Source organism: Lentzea sp. CA-135723, assembly GCF_050936595.1.
Taxonomy (GTDB): domain Bacteria; phylum Actinomycetota; class Actinomycetes; order Mycobacteriales; family Pseudonocardiaceae; genus Lentzea.
Map to the genome: position 1 here is coordinate 7,046,574 of NZ_JBNJMK010000001.1, position 17,054 is coordinate 7,063,627.

17 protein-coding genes are annotated in these 17,054 nt (G+C 68.3%); 15 read left to right on the top strand and 2 right to left on the bottom strand.

Going from position 1 to position 17,054, the window contains the following annotated elements; translation table 11 throughout:
- Positions 1-106: 106 nt before the first annotated feature.
- The 14 genes from ACQEU1_RS32990 (at position 107) to ACQEU1_RS33055 (ending at position 14,079) form a co-directional block, all read left to right on the top strand.
- Entirely contained in the window at positions 107-874 is a 768-nt protein-coding gene (locus tag ACQEU1_RS32990; RefSeq protein WP_433210140.1) for an AfsR/SARP family transcriptional regulator, read from the top strand.
- Between the two features lie 49 nt (positions 875-923).
- On the top strand, positions 924-1,370 hold the full coding sequence (locus ACQEU1_RS32995) for a hypothetical protein (RefSeq protein ID WP_433210142.1): 447 nt from the start codon (positions 924-926) through the stop codon (positions 1,368-1,370).
- A 148-nt stretch (positions 1,371-1,518) separates the two neighbouring features.
- The gene (gene atpB, locus ACQEU1_RS33000) at positions 1,519-2,295 is read left to right on the top strand and encodes a F0F1 ATP synthase subunit A (RefSeq protein ID WP_433210144.1); all 777 of its coding nucleotides are present in this window, start codon (positions 1,519-1,521) and stop codon (positions 2,293-2,295) included.
- Between the two features lie 64 nt (positions 2,296-2,359).
- A complete protein-coding gene (locus ACQEU1_RS33005; RefSeq protein ID WP_089921586.1) occupies positions 2,360-2,605 on the top strand; it encodes an ATP F0F1 synthase subunit C in 246 nt (81 codons plus the stop codon).
- A 31-nt stretch (positions 2,606-2,636) separates the two neighbouring features.
- Complete coding sequence (locus tag ACQEU1_RS33010; RefSeq protein WP_285646518.1) at positions 2,637-3,182, top strand: F0F1 ATP synthase subunit B; 546 nt, start codon at positions 2,637-2,639, stop codon at positions 3,180-3,182.
- Between the two features lie 3 nt (positions 3,183-3,185).
- A complete protein-coding gene (locus ACQEU1_RS33015) occupies positions 3,186-4,019 on the top strand; it encodes a F0F1 ATP synthase subunit delta (protein ID WP_433211921.1) in 834 nt (277 codons plus the stop codon).
- A gap of 46 nt (positions 4,020-4,065) precedes the next feature.
- Positions 4,066-5,712, top strand: a complete 1,647-nt coding sequence (atpA, locus tag ACQEU1_RS33020) for a F0F1 ATP synthase subunit alpha (protein ID WP_433210146.1) — start codon at positions 4,066-4,068, stop codon at positions 5,710-5,712.
- Between the two features lie 8 nt (positions 5,713-5,720).
- A complete protein-coding gene (locus ACQEU1_RS33025) occupies positions 5,721-6,635 on the top strand; it encodes a F0F1 ATP synthase subunit gamma (RefSeq protein WP_433210148.1) in 915 nt (304 codons plus the stop codon).
- Positions 6,628-8,064, top strand: coding sequence for a F0F1 ATP synthase subunit beta (atpD, locus tag ACQEU1_RS33030; RefSeq protein ID WP_433210150.1), 1,437 nt, complete (start codon positions 6,628-6,630; stop codon positions 8,062-8,064). The genes ACQEU1_RS33025 and atpD overlap by 8 nt, the downstream gene beginning before the upstream one ends.
- A gap of 452 nt (positions 8,065-8,516) precedes the next feature.
- Positions 8,517-9,683 (top strand): MFS transporter, encoded by a 1,167-nt coding sequence (locus ACQEU1_RS33035; RefSeq protein ID WP_433210152.1) that lies wholly within the window; start codon positions 8,517-8,519, stop codon positions 9,681-9,683.
- A gap of 48 nt (positions 9,684-9,731) precedes the next feature.
- Complete coding sequence (locus ACQEU1_RS33040) at positions 9,732-11,204, top strand: ABC transporter transmembrane domain-containing protein (RefSeq protein ID WP_433210154.1); 1,473 nt, start codon at positions 9,732-9,734, stop codon at positions 11,202-11,204.
- Entirely contained in the window at positions 11,201-12,931 is a 1,731-nt protein-coding gene (locus tag ACQEU1_RS33045) for an ABC transporter ATP-binding protein (protein ID WP_433210156.1), read from the top strand. Before ACQEU1_RS33040 ends, ACQEU1_RS33045 begins: the two co-directional genes overlap by 4 nt.
- Before the next feature lie 328 nt (positions 12,932-13,259).
- On the top strand, positions 13,260-13,625 hold the full coding sequence (locus tag ACQEU1_RS33050) for a F0F1 ATP synthase subunit epsilon (protein WP_089921576.1): 366 nt from the start codon (positions 13,260-13,262) through the stop codon (positions 13,623-13,625).
- A 22-nt stretch (positions 13,626-13,647) separates the two neighbouring features.
- Entirely contained in the window at positions 13,648-14,079 is a 432-nt protein-coding gene (locus ACQEU1_RS33055; RefSeq protein ID WP_433210159.1) for a DUF2550 domain-containing protein, read from the top strand.
- 821 nt (positions 14,080-14,900) lie between these two features.
- Here ACQEU1_RS33055 and ACQEU1_RS33060 read toward each other — a convergent pair.
- Positions 14,901-15,473 carry a cob(I)yrinic acid a,c-diamide adenosyltransferase gene (locus ACQEU1_RS33060; RefSeq protein WP_433210161.1) on the bottom strand — a complete coding sequence of 191 codons (573 nt, stop codon included), beginning with the start codon at positions 15,471-15,473 and terminating at the stop codon, positions 14,901-14,903.
- Positions 15,474-15,508: 35 nt separating this feature from the next.
- Here ACQEU1_RS33060 and murA point away from each other — a divergent pair, with 35 nt between their 5' ends.
- Positions 15,509-16,774, top strand: a complete 1,266-nt coding sequence (gene murA, locus ACQEU1_RS33065) for a UDP-N-acetylglucosamine 1-carboxyvinyltransferase (RefSeq protein WP_433210163.1) — start codon at positions 15,509-15,511, stop codon at positions 16,772-16,774.
- Here murA and ACQEU1_RS33070 read toward each other — a convergent pair.
- On the bottom strand, positions 16,764-17,051 hold the full coding sequence (locus tag ACQEU1_RS33070; protein WP_382432139.1) for a hypothetical protein: 288 nt from the start codon (positions 17,049-17,051) through the stop codon (positions 16,764-16,766). The two genes, murA and ACQEU1_RS33070, sit on opposite strands and share 11 nt — an antisense overlap.
- Positions 17,052-17,054 lie beyond the last annotated feature (3 nt).

The following is a 17,054-nucleotide window of genomic DNA, read 5'->3' on the forward strand; positions in this document are numbered from 1 at the left end:
GGTGGTTGCCAACGGGATCGACGCTAACGATGCGTTGCGCCAATTCACCTACATGAGGTGTAGGCGTTCGGAGTAGCGTCCTTCCTGGTTGGGCTGCCTGGGGGGAATGACAACCATGGAGAGCTGCAAGTTCGGTGTGCTCGGCGAACTCTCGATCAACGACGGCGCCGTGGTGCTCAAAGGGGCCAGGCTGCGCTGCCTGCTCGCCGCGCTGCTGCTGCGCGCGGGAAGACCGGTGTCGCAGCACGACCTTGTCCACCAGGTCTGGGACGAGCCGCCCACGCGGGCGAACTCCACGCTCCAGGTCTACGTCGTGCGTCTGAAACAGGCGCTCGGCGCACACGGCTCGTCAGTGGTGCGCAGCAGCACGGGCTACCGCATCGACGTGGACGCGGACCAGGTCGACCTGCACAGGTTCCGCGGCCTGGCAGCGCGCCAAGACCCCGACACCCGGACCGAACTCGGCCACCTGCGCGAGGCGTTGTCGTTGTGGCGCGGCTCGGCGCTCGCCGACGTGACGTCCGAGGCGATGCGGTTCGAGGCCGACCGGTTGGAGGAGGAACGAGTCGTCGCCGTCGAGCGCAGGATCGAGCTGGAGATCGTGCTCGGCGCACACCGCGAGCTGGTCCCCGAACTGCGCGCGCTGAACCGGAAGCACCCGTTCCGCGAGCGGTTCGCGGAGTTCCTCATGCTGGCGTTGCACCGAGGAGGGCGTTCCGCGGACGCCCTGGCGATCTACCGAGTTGTTCACCGGATGTTCGCCGACGAACTGGGAGTTCGGCCAGGACGGCGGTTGGCGGAGCTCAACGAGCAGATCCTGGGCGGCCGGGAAATTGGTGCGCCATCTTGTTTGGGTCCGCTTAACCAGCGTTAATCAGGGGCTGCCCGCGAGGTCTCATATGGGAGTTCCTACACTTCGGGACATGAGCGACGCGGACAAGGCCGTCACGCACGAGCTGACCGTCCAGCGACTCGCCGGGGAAATGTTCCGCGAGGCCGCGTGGGCCGCGCTCGGCACGTTTGTCCTCGGCGTCGTCGTGTCAACTGTGATCTGGGGGACCGCTGGTCTCTTCGGGTCATTGATCGGTGGTGCGATCGCCATCGGTTCGAGCCTTCTCACGCTGTTGTTGATGCGCAAGACGGCGGGCCTCGATCCGATGTTCGTGATGGTGGCCGCACTCGGCGGATTCATGGGCAAGCTGATCGTGCTGCTGCTCGCGGTGATCTTGCTGCGGAACCAGTCGTGGCTCGAGCCCAAGGCGCTGGGAATCACCCTGGTGGCGACGGTGCTCGTGACGTCGTTCCTGGAGGCCAGAGCCTCCAAGCGGAGCCGTAGCCAGATGGTGGTCCCCGCCTCCGAAGGCGCCTAGACCTGCTGATATGGTCCGCGTGACCAGGGACACCCGATAGAAGGGGTGCCTCTGGTAGTCGCTTGCGAACCGTAAGGTACGTTAAGTCCAGATCGTGACGATTCCCCCGGCGGAGTGAACGCCGGCCGGGAGAACCGGAAGGAACACAGTGACCAAGTTGCTGGCTTCGGGGAGTGAGTTCGTCGCTCCCGGTGTGAAGGACTTCTTCCTCCCGCCGATCTTCGGCTCGGTCACGAAGCCGATGGTCCTGCTGGTGCTGTCGATCGTGATCATCGGCGTGTTCTTCATCGCCGCTACGCGCAACCTGAAGCTCATCCCCGGCAAGTTCCAGTTCGCCGCCGAGTCGGTTTACGACTTCGGGCGCAACAACATCGCCAGGGAGCAGATCGGCGCGAAGGACTTCAAGCCCTTCATCCCGCTGATCCTCACGATCTTCACCTTCGTCCTGGTGAACAACCTGTTCGGGCTCATCCCGATCATCCAGTTCCCGACGATGTCGCACATCGGCTTCCCGCTGGCCGTTTCGTTGCTCGTCGTTTACCCGGTGTACCACTTCGTCGGGTTCAAGCGGCACGGCTTCATGGGCTACTTGAAGCACCAGACGGTTCCGCCGGGCGCACCGTGGTTCGTGCTCCCGCTGCTGATTCCGATCGAGTTCTTCCAGAAGTTCATCCTGAACCCGCTCACGCTGGCGATCCGAGTTTTCGCTGCCATGTTCGCGGGTCACCTCCTGCTGCTGGTCTTCACCCTGGCCGGTGAGTTCCTGCTGCTCAACGGCGGGATCACCGTCATCGTGGCGCCGGTGTCCTTCGCCTTCGCCATCGCGCTGACCTTCCTGGAGGCACTGATCATGTGCCTGCAGGCCTACATCTTCGCGCTGTTGTCTGCCAGCTACATCGGCATGGCGCTGGCAGAAGAGCACTGAGTAACAGCACAAAGCCTCCGATCCGCGAACACTCGCGGACCGAGTTGGAAAGGGAACAGCAACAGTGAGCGCTCTCCAGATTGCCCAGGACGCCGGCTCCATCAACCCGGGTCTCGCGGCCATCGGTTACGGTCTCGCGGCCATCGGCCCCGGCATCGGCGTGGGTCTGATCTTCTCCTCGGTCATCAGCGGTACCGCCCGCCAGCCCGAGGCCCGCGGCGTTCTGCTCGGTCTCGCGTGGACCACCTTCGCCATCGTCGAGGTCCTCGCGCTGATCGGCTTCGTCGTGTACTTCATCGCGACTGCCTGACCGAATCCAGATCGCGTTAGGAGAAACCGTGATGGACACCCTCATCCTGGCAGCGGAGGGTCCGGTCAACCCGGTCATTCCGCACACCTCGGAGATCATCCTCGGTCTCGTCGCGTTCCTGCTCCTCCTCTTCGTCATCAAGAAGTTCGTGTCACCGCGCTTCGAGGCGTTGTACGAGGAGCGGACGGCCAAGATCGAGGGTGGCATCGAGAAGGCCGAGCAGGCTCAGGCCGAAGCTCAGCGCACTCTTGAGCAGTACAAGGAGCAGCTGGCCGAGGCTCGTGCCGAGGCCGCGCGCATCCGCGACGACGCTCGGGCCGAAGGCCTGCAGATCGTCGAGGAGCTGCGTGAGCAGGCGCAGGCCGAGTCCGCGCGCATCGTCGCGCAGGGCCAGCACCAGCTGGACGCTCAGCGCGCCCAGATCGTCGCGGAGCTGCGTGCCGACCTCGGCCGCACCGCCGTCGAACTGGCGAGCAAGGTCGTGGGCGAGTCCCTCGAGGACGACTCCCGCCGCCGCGGCACCGTCGACCGCTTCCTCAACGAGCTGGACGCCGTCGCGGCGCCGGCGAGCAAGTAGAGGCTGCCGATGACGTTGCATGCCGCAAGTCGTGAAGCTCTGGCAGCCGCGGAACTGCGGCTGCTGGAGCTGGCCGACGCCACCACGTCGACGGACGACCTCGCCAAGCTCGGCGAGGAGCTCTTCGCCGTGCTCGGCCTGCTGATCGAGCAGCGGACGCTGCGCGGCGCGCTCGCCGACGCCTCGTCCGAGTCCGCCAGCCGCGAGCAGCTGGCTCGCGGCCTGTTCGCGGGCAAGGTGAGCGATGCGACCCTGCAGATCCTGGCAGCCGTCGTGACCGCGCGCTGGTCCAGCCCGCGCGAGCTCGTCGACGGTGTCGAGTCGCTCGCCCGCACCACGCTGCTGGTGCGCGCGGAGCGCGACGGTCAGCTGGACTCGACCGAGGACGAGCTGTTCCGGCTCGGCCGCATCGTTGCCGGCTCGCACGAGCTCGAACTGCTGCTGGCGGACCCCGCCGGTGACACCGCCGGCAAGGTCGCCCTGGTCGACTCCCTGATCCAGGGGAAGGTCAGCCCGGTCACCAAGACCCTGGTGGACCAGCTGGTCAGCAACCCGCGCGGGATGCGCGTGGCGGACGGGCTCTCCGAGCTCGCCGACCTGGCGGCCAAGCGCCGTCAGCGTTCCGTCGCGCACGTGAAGTCCGCTGTGGAGCTGACGGCCGAGCAGGTCGACCGCTTGACCGCGACGCTGACCACGATCTACTCGCGCCCGATCGCGCTGCACGTGGAGGTCGACCCCTCGCTGGGCGGCGGCCTCTCGATCAAGATCGGCGACGAGATCATCGACGGAAGCATCGCCGGCCGGTTGGCGGCACTGCGCCGCAATCTCGCCAGCTAGCCCCCGAGCCCTTTCCCAAGAACGAAGAAGTGAGAGCAGGAACGACATGGCGGAGCTGACGATCTCGTCGGACGAGATCCGCAGTGCGATCGAGAAGTACGTCTCGAGCTACTCCCCGGAGGTCAGCCGGGAAGAGGTCGGTACCGTCTCCGAGACCTACGACGGCATCGCCATCGTCGAGGGCCTTCCGGGCACGATGACCAACGAGCTGCTCGAGTTCCCCGGCGGCGTCCTCGGCGTCGCCCTGAACCTCGAGGTCCGCAACATCGGTGCGGTCATCCTCGGTGACTTCGACAAGATCGAAGAGGGCCAGGAAGTCCGCCGGACGGGCAAGGTCCTGTCCGTGCCGGTCGGCGACGGCTTCCTCGGTCGCGTCGTCAACCCGCTGGGCCAGCCGATCGACGGCCTCGGTGACATCGTCGCCGACGACAACCGCGCCCTGGAGCTGCAGGCCGCCACCGTGCTGCAGCGCCAGCCGGTGTCCGAGCCGATGCAGACCGGCATCAAGGCCATCGACGCGATGACCCCGATCGGCCGCGGCCAGCGCCAGCTGATCATCGGTGACCGCAAGACCGGCAAGACCGCGGTCTGCATCGACACGATCATCAACCAGAAGAAGGCCTGGGAGTCGGGCGACCCCAAGCAGCAGGTCCGCTGCGTGTACGTCGCCATCGGCCAGAAGGGCTCCACCATCGCGGGCGTCAAGACCGCGCTGGAGGAGGCGGGCGCACTCGAGTACACGACGATCATCGCCGCCCCGGCTTCTGACTCCGCCGGCTTCAAGTGGCTGGCGCCGTACACCGGCTCCGCCATCGGCCAGCACTGGATGTTCGAGGGCAAGCACGTCCTCATCATCTTCGACGACCTGACCAAGCAGGCCGAGGCGTACCGCGCGATCTCGCTGCTGCTGCGTCGCCCGCCGGGCCGCGAGGCCTACCCCGGCGACGTCTTCTACTTGCACTCGCGTCTCCTCGAGCGTTGCGCGAAGCTGTCGGACGAGCTCGGCGGCGGTTCGATGACGGGTCTCCCGATCATCGAGACCAAGGCGAACGACGTGTCGGCGTACATCCCGACCAACGTCATCTCGATCACCGACGGTCAGTGCTTCCTCGAGTCCGACCTGTTCAACGCCGGTGTCCGCCCGGCCGTCAACGTGGGTATCTCGGTCTCCCGCGTCGGTGGTGCCGCGCAGATCAAGGCGATGAAGTCGGTCGCGGGCTCGCTGCGTCTCGACCTGTCGCAGTTCCGCGAGCTGGAGGCCTTCTCCGCGTTCGCGTCCGACCTCGACGCCGCGTCGCGCGCCCAGCTGGACCGCGGTGCCCGTCTGGTCGAGCTGCTCAAGCAGGGCCAGTACTCGCCGGTCCCCGTCGAGGAGCAGGTCGTCGAGATCTTCGCCGCGACCAAGGGTCACCTGGACGACGTCCCCGTCGCCGACATCCGTCGCTTCGTGGCCGACTTCAAGGACTCGCTGCGCCGCAACCACGCCGACCTCCTGGGCTCGATCGTCGAGACCAAGCAGTTCGGTGACGACGCCCAGAAGCGCGTTGTCGACGCGGTCAAGGAGTTCAAGAAGCAGTTCACCGCTTCCGACGGCTCGACCATCGTCAACGAGGCCCCCGAGAAGGCGCTCGACGCCGACAAGGTCGGCCAGGAGTCGGTGAAGGTCAACAAGCCCGAGCCGACCAAGAAGTGATCTGAGCCATGGGCGCACAGATTCGGGAGCTCCGCCAACGGATCCGAACGGTCAACTCGACCAAGAAGATCACGAAGGCCTACGAGCTCATCGCGACGTCTCGCCTCGCGAAGGCGCAGACCAGGGTCGCGGCCTCCCGGCCGTACGCGGACGAGATCACGAACGTGCTCTCCGCGTTGGCCGAGGCCTCGGCGAACCTCGACCACCCGCTGCTCACCGAGCGCGCGAACCCGAAGCGCGCCGCTGTGCTGGTCGTGACCAGTGACAAGGGCATGTGCGGTGGTTACAACGCCAACGTCCTCAGGGCCGGTGAGCAGCTGCTGCAGCTTCTCCGTTCCGAGGGCAAGGAGCCGGTCCTGTACGTGACCGGCCGCAAGGGCCAGGGCTACTACCAGTTCCGTCGCCGTGAGGTCACCGGTTCGTGGAGCGGGTTCTCGCAGACCCCGCACTACGTCAACGCCGTCGAGGCCGGTGACACGCTGGTGGAGGCGTTCCTGGAGGGCACGGAGAACGGTGCGCAGGGCGTGGACGAGATCCACATCGTGTACACCGAGTTCAAGTCCATGCTGGTCCAGACGCCGGCCGCCCGCCGGATCGCTCCGATGGAGGTCGAGTACACCGGTGAGACCCCCAAGGGGCCGCGCGCGGTGTACGACTTCGAGCCCAGCGCCGAGGCGCTGCTCGGTGCGATGCTCCCCAAGTACGTGAAAACTCGCCTGTTCTCCGCCATGCTGGAGGCGGCGGCTTCGGAGTCGGCTGCCCGTCGTACGGCCATGAAGGCCGCGACGGACAACGCGACGGAGCTGGTCCGGAACCTCAGCCGGGCGGCGAACTCGGCCCGTCAGGCCCAGATCACCCAGGAGATCAGCGAGATCGTCGGTGGCGCTGCCGCGCTTACCGGTGGCGCAGGAAGTGATGAGTGACATGAGTGCTACTGCCACCACCACCCGCACCGGCCGTGTGGTCCGGGTGATCGGTGCGGTCGTCGACGTGGAGTTCCCGCGCGACGCCGTGCCCGAGCTGTTCAACGCGCTGAACGTGGAGATCACGTTCGAGGCCGTCGCCAAGACGCTGACCCTCGAGGTCGCGCAGCACCTCGGCGACAACCTCGTCCGCACCATCTCGATGCAGCCGACCGACGGCCTGGTCCGCGGCGCTGTCGTCAGCGACACCGGCGCCGCGATCTCGGTGCCCGTCGGCGACATCGTCAAGGGCCACGTGTTCAACGCCCTCGGCGACTGCCTCGACCAGCCCGGCCTCGGCCGCGACGGCGAGCAGTGGGGCATCCACCGCAAGGCGCCGTCGTTCGACCAGCTCGAGGGCAAGACCGAGATCCTGGAAACGGGCGTCAAGGTCATCGACCTCCTCACCCCGTACGTCAAGGGCGGCAAGATCGGCCTGTTCGGCGGCGCGGGTGTCGGCAAGACCGTTCTGATCCAGGAGATGATCACGCGTATCGCGCGTGAGTTCTCCGGTACCTCGGTCTTCGCCGGCGTCGGTGAGCGCACCCGTGAGGGTACGGACCTGCTGCTGGAGATGGAGGAGATGGAGGTCCTCCAGGACACCGCTCTCGTCTTCGGTCAGATGGACGAGCCGCCCGGCACGCGTATGCGCGTCGCGCTGTCCGCTCTCACGATGGCGGAGTACTTCCGCGACGTGCAGAACCAGGACGTGCTGCTCTTCATCGACAACATCTTCCGCTTCACCCAGGCCGGTTCCGAGGTGTCGACCCTGCTGGGCCGCATGCCTTCCGCCGTGGGTTACCAGCCGACGCTGGCCGACGAGATGGGTGAGCTCCAGGAGCGCATCACCTCGACGCGCGGTAAGTCGATCACCTCGCTGCAGGCCATCTACGTGCCCGCGGACGACTACACCGACCCCGCCCCGGCGACCACCTTCGCCCACCTGGACGCGACGACGGAGCTTTCCCGTCCGATCTCCCAGAAGGGCATCTACCCGGCCGTCGACCCGCTGTCGTCGTCGTCTCGAATCCTCGAGCCGTCGATCGTCGGCGAGGAGCACTACCGGGTCGCCCAGGAGGTGAAGCGAATCCTGCAGAAGTACAAGGAGCTGCAGGACATCATCGCCATCCTCGGTATGGACGAGCTCTCCGAGGAGGACAAGGTCCTCGTCGGTCGCGCGCGTCGTCTCGAGCGCTTCCTCGGCCAGAACTTCTTCGTCGCGGAGAAGTTCACCGGGCAGCCCGGGTCGTTCGTGCCGATCAAGGACACCGTCGAGGCGTTCGACCGCGTCTGCAAGGGCGAGTTCGACCACTTCCCGGAGCAGGCGTTCTTCTCCTGCGGCGGGTTGGACGACGTCGAGGCCAACGCCAAGAAGCTGGCCGGTAACTGAGTCTGGCTTTTCCTCGGGGCCGTCTCTCCACTGTGGAGGGGCGGCCCTTTGGCTTTTTCCGGGCCGCCAATGCGGTGGTTGCGTTGGGGGGCAAAGACTTTGACGGGCGTGGTTGAGTCATCGCCGCTGCCCCAATCTCGAGGGAAGGACACCTCGCCTTCGGCTAAAGCCATCGTTGACCCGTCTCGCCTTGCCCTGTCTTGCCTCGACCCGTCTCGCCTCGCCTTGCCGTTCGCGCCCAGCTGGACTGTCAGACCCGTTGAGTACGTTGGGTCGCGGGGGATCCTGCGCGCGAGGGGACCCCTGCGTCAGCCTGCCCCGCTCTCCGCGTCCCGCTGCCCGCTCGTCTGCTGTCGGTGGCCGACAGCTTTCCGGTGGATGGAAACCGCACTCCCGATCCCGTGGCCCTGAGGCCCACGATGCACGGCATCACCTCGACGAGGAGAGTGCGCGTGAACAAGTGGGTGTTGCCGCTCTGCTGGACTGCGGTTCTGCTGGACGGCTTTGATCTCGTGGTGCTCGGCACGGTGATTCCCGTCCTGTTGCAGGAGAAGCTGCTCACCACCGCCTCCGCCAGTGCGGTGTCCACGGCCGGGTTGGTCGGCATGATGATCGGTGCGCTGGTCATCGGGACCATCACCGACGTCATCGGGCGGCGCAAGGTCATGATCGTCGCGGTGGCCGGGTTCTCGGTGTTCACGCTGGCCTGTGCGTTCGCGCCGGACGCGGTGACGTTCGGAGTGCTCAGGTTCCTCGCCGGGCTAGGGCTCGGCGGGTGTCTGCCCACGGCTATCGCGTTGGTCAACGAGGCTCGGCCTCGGCAGGGTGGGCGGGCCACCACGCTCATCATGACCGGGTACCACGTGGGTGCCGTCATCACGGCGTTGCTGGGGATCGTGTTGATTCCCGAGCTGGGGTGGCGGGCGCTGTTCGTGGTGGGGGCGTTGCCCGCGTTGGTGCTGATTCCGTTGATGGTCAAGCATTTGCCGGAGACGGCGGTGCGGAAGGCGCCTGCATTGGAGGCCGTCGGGTCGTTGTTCCGGCCTGGGCTGCGGAAGGCCACTGTGGCCTTCTGGGTGGCCTCGTTCATGGGGTTGCTGTTGGTGTACGGGCTGAACACCTGGTTGCCGCAGATCATGCGCAGCGCCGGGTACGAGTTGGGGACGGCGTTGGCGTTGTTGCTGACGCTCAACATCGGTGCTGTGGTCGGGCTTCTGATTGCCGGCGCGGTGGCGGACAAGGTCGGTGTCCGGCCTGCGGCCATCGGGTGGTTCGTCGGGGCCGTGGTGTTCTTGGCGTTGTTGAGCATCAAGTTGCCCGGTGTGGGCGTGTACGTCGCCGTGTTGTTGGCTGGGTGCTTTGTGTTCAGTGCGCAGGTGCTCGTTTATGCCTATGCGGGGCGGGTTTACGAGGAGAACCGCGCTACTGGCATCGGATGGGCCGCTGGCGTGGGGCGGTTGGGTGCTATTAGTGGGCCGCTCCTCGGAGGTGCGTTGCTCACGGCTGGATTGGCGCACCCGTGGGGTTTCTACGCGTTTGCGGTCATTGCGGCGTTGGGCGCTACGGCCGTTGGTGCGATTGGGCTGACGGCGAAATCGGTCGTGGGGGCGGCTGAGTGATGGCAAGGTCGGGGTATGGCCCGACATGTTCCTCACGACGATCCCGGGGTGCCGGATCTGCGCTCGCCCTGGCGGTACCTGTGGTGGCTCGTGCGCGTGCAGCGCGGGCGGGTGCTCGCCGGGGCGTGGTGGGGCTCGTTGTCCATGTGCGGGCTCATGGTGCCGCCGTACCTGATTTCGCGGGCTGTGGAGGACGGGCTGCGGGGTGGCGACCGTGTGGCCCTGTTGTGGTGGTGCGGGGCCCTTTTGCTCGTGGGCGTGGGGCTGGCGTTGGTGTTCATCGCTCGCCATCGGACGATGACGTTGGTGCGGACCGACGCCGCGTTGCGGACGGCGCAGGTCGTGGTGCGGCACGTCACCCGGTTGGGCGGGGTGGTGCGGCGGAAGCTGTCCACTGGGGAGCTCACGTACCTGCAGAACGGTGACACGGCTCGGCTCGCGCACGCGTTGACGAGCACCGGGCCCGGGGTCGGGGCGGTGGTCGCGTACGCGGCCACGGCGGTGCTGCTGGTGCGGATCTCGCCGCTGGTCGCCGGCGTGGTGCTGCTCGGGGTGCCGGTGCTCGCGCTGGTGACCGGGCCGGTGCTGAAGCGGTTGCACGCGGTGGAAGGTGCTTATCGCGAACGGCAGGGGGAGCTGAGCTCGCGGGCCGGGGACATCGTCGGCGGGCTGCGGGTGCTGTCCGGCATCGGCGGGAAGCCGGCGTTCGAGGCGCGGTTTCGCGGGATGTCGCGCGAGGTGCTGCGGGACGGGTACCGGGTGTCGGCCTGGCTCAGCTGGGTCCAAGCGGTGACGTGGGGGTTGCCCGCGTTGTTCCTCGCCGTCGTCACGTGGATCGTGGCGCGGATGGTGGTGTCCGGGGCGATCACGATCGAGGAGATGCTCGCGGTCTACCTGTACGTCACCACGCTGACGGTGCCCGTGGCGTTCTTCATGGAAGGGGCGGACGCGATCCCTCGCGCGCTCGTGTCGGCGCGGCGGGTGATCGACGTGCTGAGGTTGCAGCCGGACGAGAGAAGCGCCGATCCCGGGCCGCTGGACGTGAAGACCGGCGCGCTGACGGTGGTCGTTTCGGCCAACGCATCGGTGGCCAGGGACGCGGTCGACCGGCTGCCCGGCGTGGTGGCGGACAACGACGACTACCTCTTCCGCGGCACCGTGCGCGAGGCGGTGTCGGTGGGCGAGCACCTCGACCGCGAACTCGACGAGGCGCTGTACGCGGCGGCCGCGGTGGACGTCGTGGAGGCGTTGCCGGACGGGCTCGACTCGCACCTGGAGTCGCAGGGGCGCAACGTGTCCGGCGGCCAGCGGCAACGGCTGCGGCTCGTGCGCGCGCTGCTGAGCGAACCCGACCTGCTGGTGCTGGTGGAGCCCACGTCGGCGCTGGACGCCGTCACCGAGGCCGCGGTCGCGAGGCGGGTGCGGGAACGGCGGGCAGGGCGCACGACGGTCGTGGTGTCGTCGTCTCCGTTGTGGGCGGGCCAGGCGGACCAAGTCGTGCGGCTGGAGGAGAGCCGATGATCACGAGGCTCCCGGTCGCGGACCGGCGTGAGGTCCGGCAGGCGGCGGCGCGGCTGCTGCGCGGCGAACGGTCCGCGCTGGCCGTGGTGCTGCTGATGACGGCGCTCTCGGCGGTGTCGGCGCTCGTCGGGCCCTACCTGCTCGGCAAGATCGTCGGCGGCGTGGAGGCGGGCACGCTCACGCTGTCCACTGTGGACGGGCTCGCGCTCGGGGTGCTCAGCGCCGCCGTGGCGCACCTGTTGTTGGTGCGGTACAGCGCTTTGCTGACGGCGCGGCTCGGTGAGCGGTTCCTCGCGTCGCTGCGGGAGGAGGCGGTGACGCGCACGCTGGCGTTGCCCGCGCGGGTGGTCGACAGGCTGAGCACTGGCGACCTGCTCACCCGCGTGACGGCCGACGTCGGCGTGGTCGGCCAGGCGTTGCGGGACGGCGTGCCCGAGGTGCTCACGGGTGCCGTGCACCTCGTCGTGGTGTTCGTGGCGGTGTTCTGGCTGGATCCGGTCCTGGGCCTCGTGTCGCTGGCCGGGATGCCGCTCGTGGTGTGGGCGACGCGCTGGTACCTCACCCGTGCGCGCGAGGCGTACCTCGTCGAGAGCGAGACCGCCGGTGACGTCGCCGAGATCTCCGCGGCGGTCGGCGAGGGCAGCCGGACTATCGAGACGTACGGACTGCGGGACAGGATGGTCTCGGCCGCCGACGGCGCGATCGCACGGTCGTTCCACGCCCGGATGCGGACGTTGCGGCTGCGGAACGTGCTGTTCCCCGCGACCACGTTCCTGAACGTCGTGCCGGCCGTCCTCGTGCTGCTCGTCGGCGGCTTCTTCTACGCGCAGGACGGGGTGCGGCTCGAGGTCGTCGTCACGGCGGTGCTCTGGGTGTGGCGGCTGGTCGAACCGATGGACCGCATCATGTTCTGGATCGAGTTCCTGCAACGCGCTGGAGCGTCGTTCGCGCGGATCGAGGGGATCGGTGCGCACGGCGAAGCGCCGCCGGAGGTGCGCGAGCCCGCCGACGACCGCATCGAGGCGCGCGGCGTCCGGTACTCCTATGTGGACGGCCACGAGGTGCTGCACGGCGTCGACCTCGTGGTGCAGCAGGGAGAACGGCTGGCGATCGTCGGCGTCTCCGGCGCGGGCAAGTCGACGCTGGGCAGGCTGATCGCGGGTGTCGACAGGCCGTCGGAGGGCACGGTGCTCGTCGGCGGGGTGCCGGTCGCGGACCTGGCCGCCGCGGGCGAGCAGCGGATCGTCCTGGTGACGCAGGAACATCACGTGTTCATCGGCACGGTCCGGGAGAACCTGGCGATGGCGGCGCCGGACGCCCCCGACGAGCAGCTGCTCGGGGCGTTGCAGCTGGTCGGCGCGCGCTGGTTCGACGAGTTACCCGAGGGGCTCGACACGCGGCTCGGCGCCGGCGGTGTGGAGCTGGATCCCGCACAGGCGCAGCAACTCGCGTTGGCGCGCGTCGAGGTCGCCGACCCGCACACGCTGGTGCTGGACGAGGCGACGTCCTCGCTAGACCCGGCGACGGCCAGACATGCCGAGCGCGCGATCGCGGCCGTGCGGGAGAGACGCACGGTGATCGCGATCGCGCACCGGCTGCAGACCGCACGTGACGCCGACCGGATCGCGGTCGTCGACGCGGGCCGCGTCGTGGAGCTGGGACCGCACGACGACCTGGTGGCCAGGGACGGCACGTACGCGACGCTGTGGCGTTCCTGGCACGGCTAGCTGTTGCCGGCGCAGTCGGACCGGGCTGGAGACGCCCTGCGGGCGATGTGACTTCGCCCACCGGGCCTCCGGAGAGGCGTCGATGCGGCCACTTGCTGTACCTCTCCACGAGGGCGTCCGGCAGAATGTCCCCGGTGGCACTTTTGCCGCCGCCGCACAGCAGGCAGGCGATGCGCGACAGAGCCTGCGTGCGCGACGCCGCGAAGTCTTCGAAGTCCTGCGGTCCATCTTCTGGTGGCCGTCGGACGTGCTGACACCGGGCGGGGCGGCAAGGTCGTCAGGCGACCGTTTAGACTCAGTTCGACTCCAGACGACGAGGGAGATACGCGTGGCCGAGATGACCGTTGAACTGGTCGCCGTTGAACGCCGTTTGTGGTCCGGTAAGGCCACCTCTGTTTCGGCGCAGACCACCGAGGGCGAGATCGGCATCCTGCCCGGTCACGAGCCCGTGCTCGGCCAGTTGGTCGAGGGTGGCGTGGTGCGCGTGCGCACGACCGACGGTGGCCTGGTCACCGCGGCGGTGCACGGTGGCTTCCTCTCCGTGACCGGCACCGGCGTATCGATTCTCGCCGAGGACGCCGAGCTCGCGGGCGAGATCGACGTGGACGCGGCGCGGACCGCCCTGCAGGACGCGGACGACGCAGAGCGCGCACGTGCGGCAGCGCGCGTGCGGGCCGTGGAACAGTCGGCCTGAGACCGGGCACGAGGCCGCAGCCGTGGGGATCACCGAGATTGCCGGCCTGATCCTTCTTGGGGTGGCGATCGTCATCGCCTACTTCGCCTGGCGCCGGATCCGCTTGTTGCGGGAGGGCGGCGTGCACGTCGCCCTGCGCAGCTCGTTCGACGACCGCGGGCGCGGGTGGCATCTCGGCGTGGGGCACTACCGGGGCGATTCGTTCGCCTGGTTCCGGGTGCTGTCGCTCGGGTCAGGGCCGAACGAGCTGATCTCCCGGGACGGGCTCGAGATCGACGCCCGGCGGGAGCCGACCGGGCCTGAGGCCTACGCGATGCCGGTGGGGGCCACGGTGCTGCGGTGCCGGTCCGCTTCCGGTGAGGTCGAGATCGCCATGGGGCCGGATGCTTTGACCGGGTTCTTGTCCTGGTTGGAGTCCTCGCCGCCGGGGCGGACGATTCCCTGGGCTTCTTGATTTGATCGACCCGTCGGGGGTTTCTCCGGCGGGTCGTTTTGGTTTCGGGTTCCTGTTGTGGTGGGGGTTGGTCGCGTTCTGCTGGTTGGGCTGCGGTTGCGAGGGTGCTTGCGCGGGTCGTGACGAAGCGCGTGGGTGGCGATTGGGGCTTGACTTCGGGGCCCTTGCGAGGTGCTTGTCGGACCGGAAAAGGCCGGGCTGAAAAGAGGCCCGGCCGAGCCACTAGTGGTAGAACCTCGCACCCAAAGTCAAGCCCCAATCGCAGTCGGTGGGTCCGACCGCTGACCGGAGTGGGATCAGCCCGTTCGGGCTCGCCTGCGGCTTCGCGTGCCAGGACTCGTAGATGGTTGGCTTGCGTTGACGGCTATCCGGTTGGGTGCGCGCGCCTGGCCTGCGTGCGTGGTTGGGTTGCGCTGACGACTGCAGTTGAGAGAGCGCCGGGCCTGCGTGCGTGGTCGGCCTGCGTTGACGACTGCGGTTGGGTCCGCGCGACTGGCTTGCGTGTGGTCGGGCTGCGTTGGCGGCTGTGGTTGGCACCGCGAGCTGGCCGCCCGTGCCCGCCTGCCGCTTACGCGCTCGCGCCCTGCCTGCCGCCGCCCTGCTTGCCGCTCGCCTGCCGCCTGGCCCGCTTGGCCCGTCTGCCGCTTGGCCCGTCTGCCGCCTGGCCCTGCCTGTCCGCCCCGCCCCCCGCCTTGTCCGCCAGGTCCACCCCGCCTACCCGCCTCGCCGCCGCTCTCCTCGCGTGTCCGGACTGTCGGACCTGGTCGGTACGTTGGGTCGCGGGGGAGCCTGAAACCGAGGGGACCCCTGCGTCAGCGTGGCTAGGCGTTGCCGCCTGGCTGCCACAGGACGTCGCCGTGCGGGTTCGCCACCCTCGCCAGGATGAACAGCAGGTCGGACAGGCGGTTCAGGTACTTCGCCGTCAGGACGTTCGTCTGGTCCGGGGCCACTTCCAGGAGGGACCAGGCTCGGCGTTCTGCCCGGCGGGCGATGGTGCGGGCCTGGTGCAGGAGGGCTGCTCCTGGGGTGCCTCCGTTCAGGATGAACGAGTCGAGTTTGCCCAGGCGTTCGTTGAAAGTGTCGCAGTAGGTTTCCAGGCGGTCCACGTAGGCCTGGGTCACGCGCAGTGGTGGGTACTTCGGGTCGGGGACGATCGGGGTGCAGAGGTCCGCGCCCACGTCGAAGAGGTCGTTCTGGACCTTGCGGACCACCTCGTGGACGTCTTCGGCCAGGTTGCCGAGGGCCAGGGCCACGCCCAGGGACGCGTTGGTCTCGTCCACGTCCGCATAGGCTTCGATGCGCGGATCGGTCTTGGGGACTCGGGTGAAGTCGCCCAGGCCTGTGGTGCCGTCGTCGCCCACGCGCGTGTAGATCTTGGTGAGGTGTACCGCCATGTTCGCCACTCTATGGCCGTACGTAGGATTGCCGTGTGAGTGAGCATTTCCGGGTACACGGTGGCGCACGGTTGGTCGGCGAGGTCGATGTCGTCGGCGCCAAGAACAGCGTGCTCAAGTTGATGGCCGCTGCTCTGTTGGCTGAGGGCACTACGACCATCACGAACTGCCCGGACATCCTCGACGTGCCCTTGATGGCTGACGCCCTGCGCAGCCTCGGGTGCGAGGTCGAGCTCGAGGGTGACGTGGCCAGGATCACGACCCCCGCGCAGCTGAGCCACCGGGCCGACTCCGAGGCCATGGGCAAGCTGCGGGCGAGCATCTGCGTGCTCGGGCCGCTGGTGGGGCGGTGCAAGCGGGCCGTGGTGGCGCTGCCGGGTGGCGACGCCATCGGGTCGCGGCCGTTGGACATGCACCAGAGCGGGCTCGAGAAGCTCGGGGCGACCACGTGGATCGAGCACGGGTGCATCGTCGCCGAGGCCGAGGGGCTGCACGGGACGCAGATCTGGCTGGACTTCCCCAGCATGGGGGCGACCGAGAACATCCTGATGGCGGCGGTGCTCGCCAACGGGACGACGGTCATCGACAACGCCGCCCGCGAGCCGGAGATCGTCGACCTCTGCCTGATGCTCACGCAGATGGGGGCGAAGGTCGACGGCGCCGGCACGTCCACGCTGACCGTGCACGGCGTCACGGAGCTCAAGCCGACCGAGCACCGGGTCATCGGCGACCGGATCGTGGGCGCCACCTGGGGTTTCGCCGCCGCGATGACGCGCGGTGACGTGCGGGTGCGCGGCGTGAACCCGCACCACCTGGACCTCGTGCTGGAGAAGCTCCGGATGGCCGGGGCCGAGGTCACCGTCTACGAGGGTGAGGACGAGGGGTTCCGCGTGGTCATGGAGGGGCGGCCCAAGGCCGTCGACTTCGTGACGCTGCCGTACCCCGGCTTCGCCACGGACAACCAGCCGTTCGCGATCGCGCTGTCGACGGTGTCCGAGGGCACGTCGATGATCACGGAGAACCTGTTCGAGTCCCGGTTCCGCTTCATCGACGAGATGATCCGGCTCGGGGCCGACGCGCGCACGGACGGCCACCACGCCGTCATCCGCGGCATCGAGAAGCTGTCCAGCGCGCCGGTGTGGGCTTCGGACATCCGCGCTGGTGCGGGCCTCGTGCTCGCCGGTCTGTGCGCGGACGGGGCCACCGAGGTGTACGAGATCTTCCACATCGAGCGCGGCTACCCCGGCTTCGTGGAGAACCTCCGCAAGCTCGGCGCCGACGTGGAGCGCGTCAGCTCTTGAGCACGAGCCGCGCGTTCGGGACGTCCGCCGGGAACACCATCACCTGGTAGGGCGCGTTTCTCGAACGCGTGGCCCGCACGCCGTTGCGCTTGAGCTTCTGCACGAGGACGTTCGCCGCCTCTTCCGTCGGCACCACCGCGACCTCGCTGAGCAGCCCGAAGTCCGTGCCGTCCAGGTCCGGCACGGGCCGCTTGTCGTTGCCCGCGAAGTACCTCAACGTCAACGCCAGCAGCCCGAGCACGGCGAACACGACGACCGTCTGGTAAATCCCCGTCACCTC

What these genes read in the sequence shown, in the direction of transcription:
- ACQEU1_RS32990 (WP_433210140.1), top strand. Translation starts at nt 107, where the DNA reads ATGACAACCATGGAGAGCTGCAAGTTCGGTGTGCTCGGCGAACTCTCG.
- ACQEU1_RS32995 (WP_433210142.1), top strand. Translation starts at nt 924, where the DNA reads ATGAGCGACGCGGACAAGGCCGTCACGCACGAGCTGACCGTCCAGCGA.
- ACQEU1_RS33010 (WP_285646518.1), top strand. Translation starts at nt 2,637, where the DNA reads ATGGACACCCTCATCCTGGCAGCGGAGGGTCCGGTCAACCCGGTCATT.
- atpA (WP_433210146.1), top strand. Translation starts at nt 4,066, where the DNA reads ATGGCGGAGCTGACGATCTCGTCGGACGAGATCCGCAGTGCGATCGAG.
- ACQEU1_RS33025 (WP_433210148.1), top strand. Translation starts at nt 5,721, where the DNA reads ATGGGCGCACAGATTCGGGAGCTCCGCCAACGGATCCGAACGGTCAAC.
- atpD (WP_433210150.1), top strand. Translation starts at nt 6,628, where the DNA reads ATGAGTGACATGAGTGCTACTGCCACCACCACCCGCACCGGCCGTGTG.
- ACQEU1_RS33045 (WP_433210156.1), top strand. Translation starts at nt 11,201, where the DNA reads ATGATCACGAGGCTCCCGGTCGCGGACCGGCGTGAGGTCCGGCAGGCG.
- ACQEU1_RS33060 (WP_433210161.1), bottom strand. Translation starts at nt 15,473, where the DNA reads ATGGCGGTACACCTCACCAAGATCTACACGCGCGTGGGCGACGACGGC.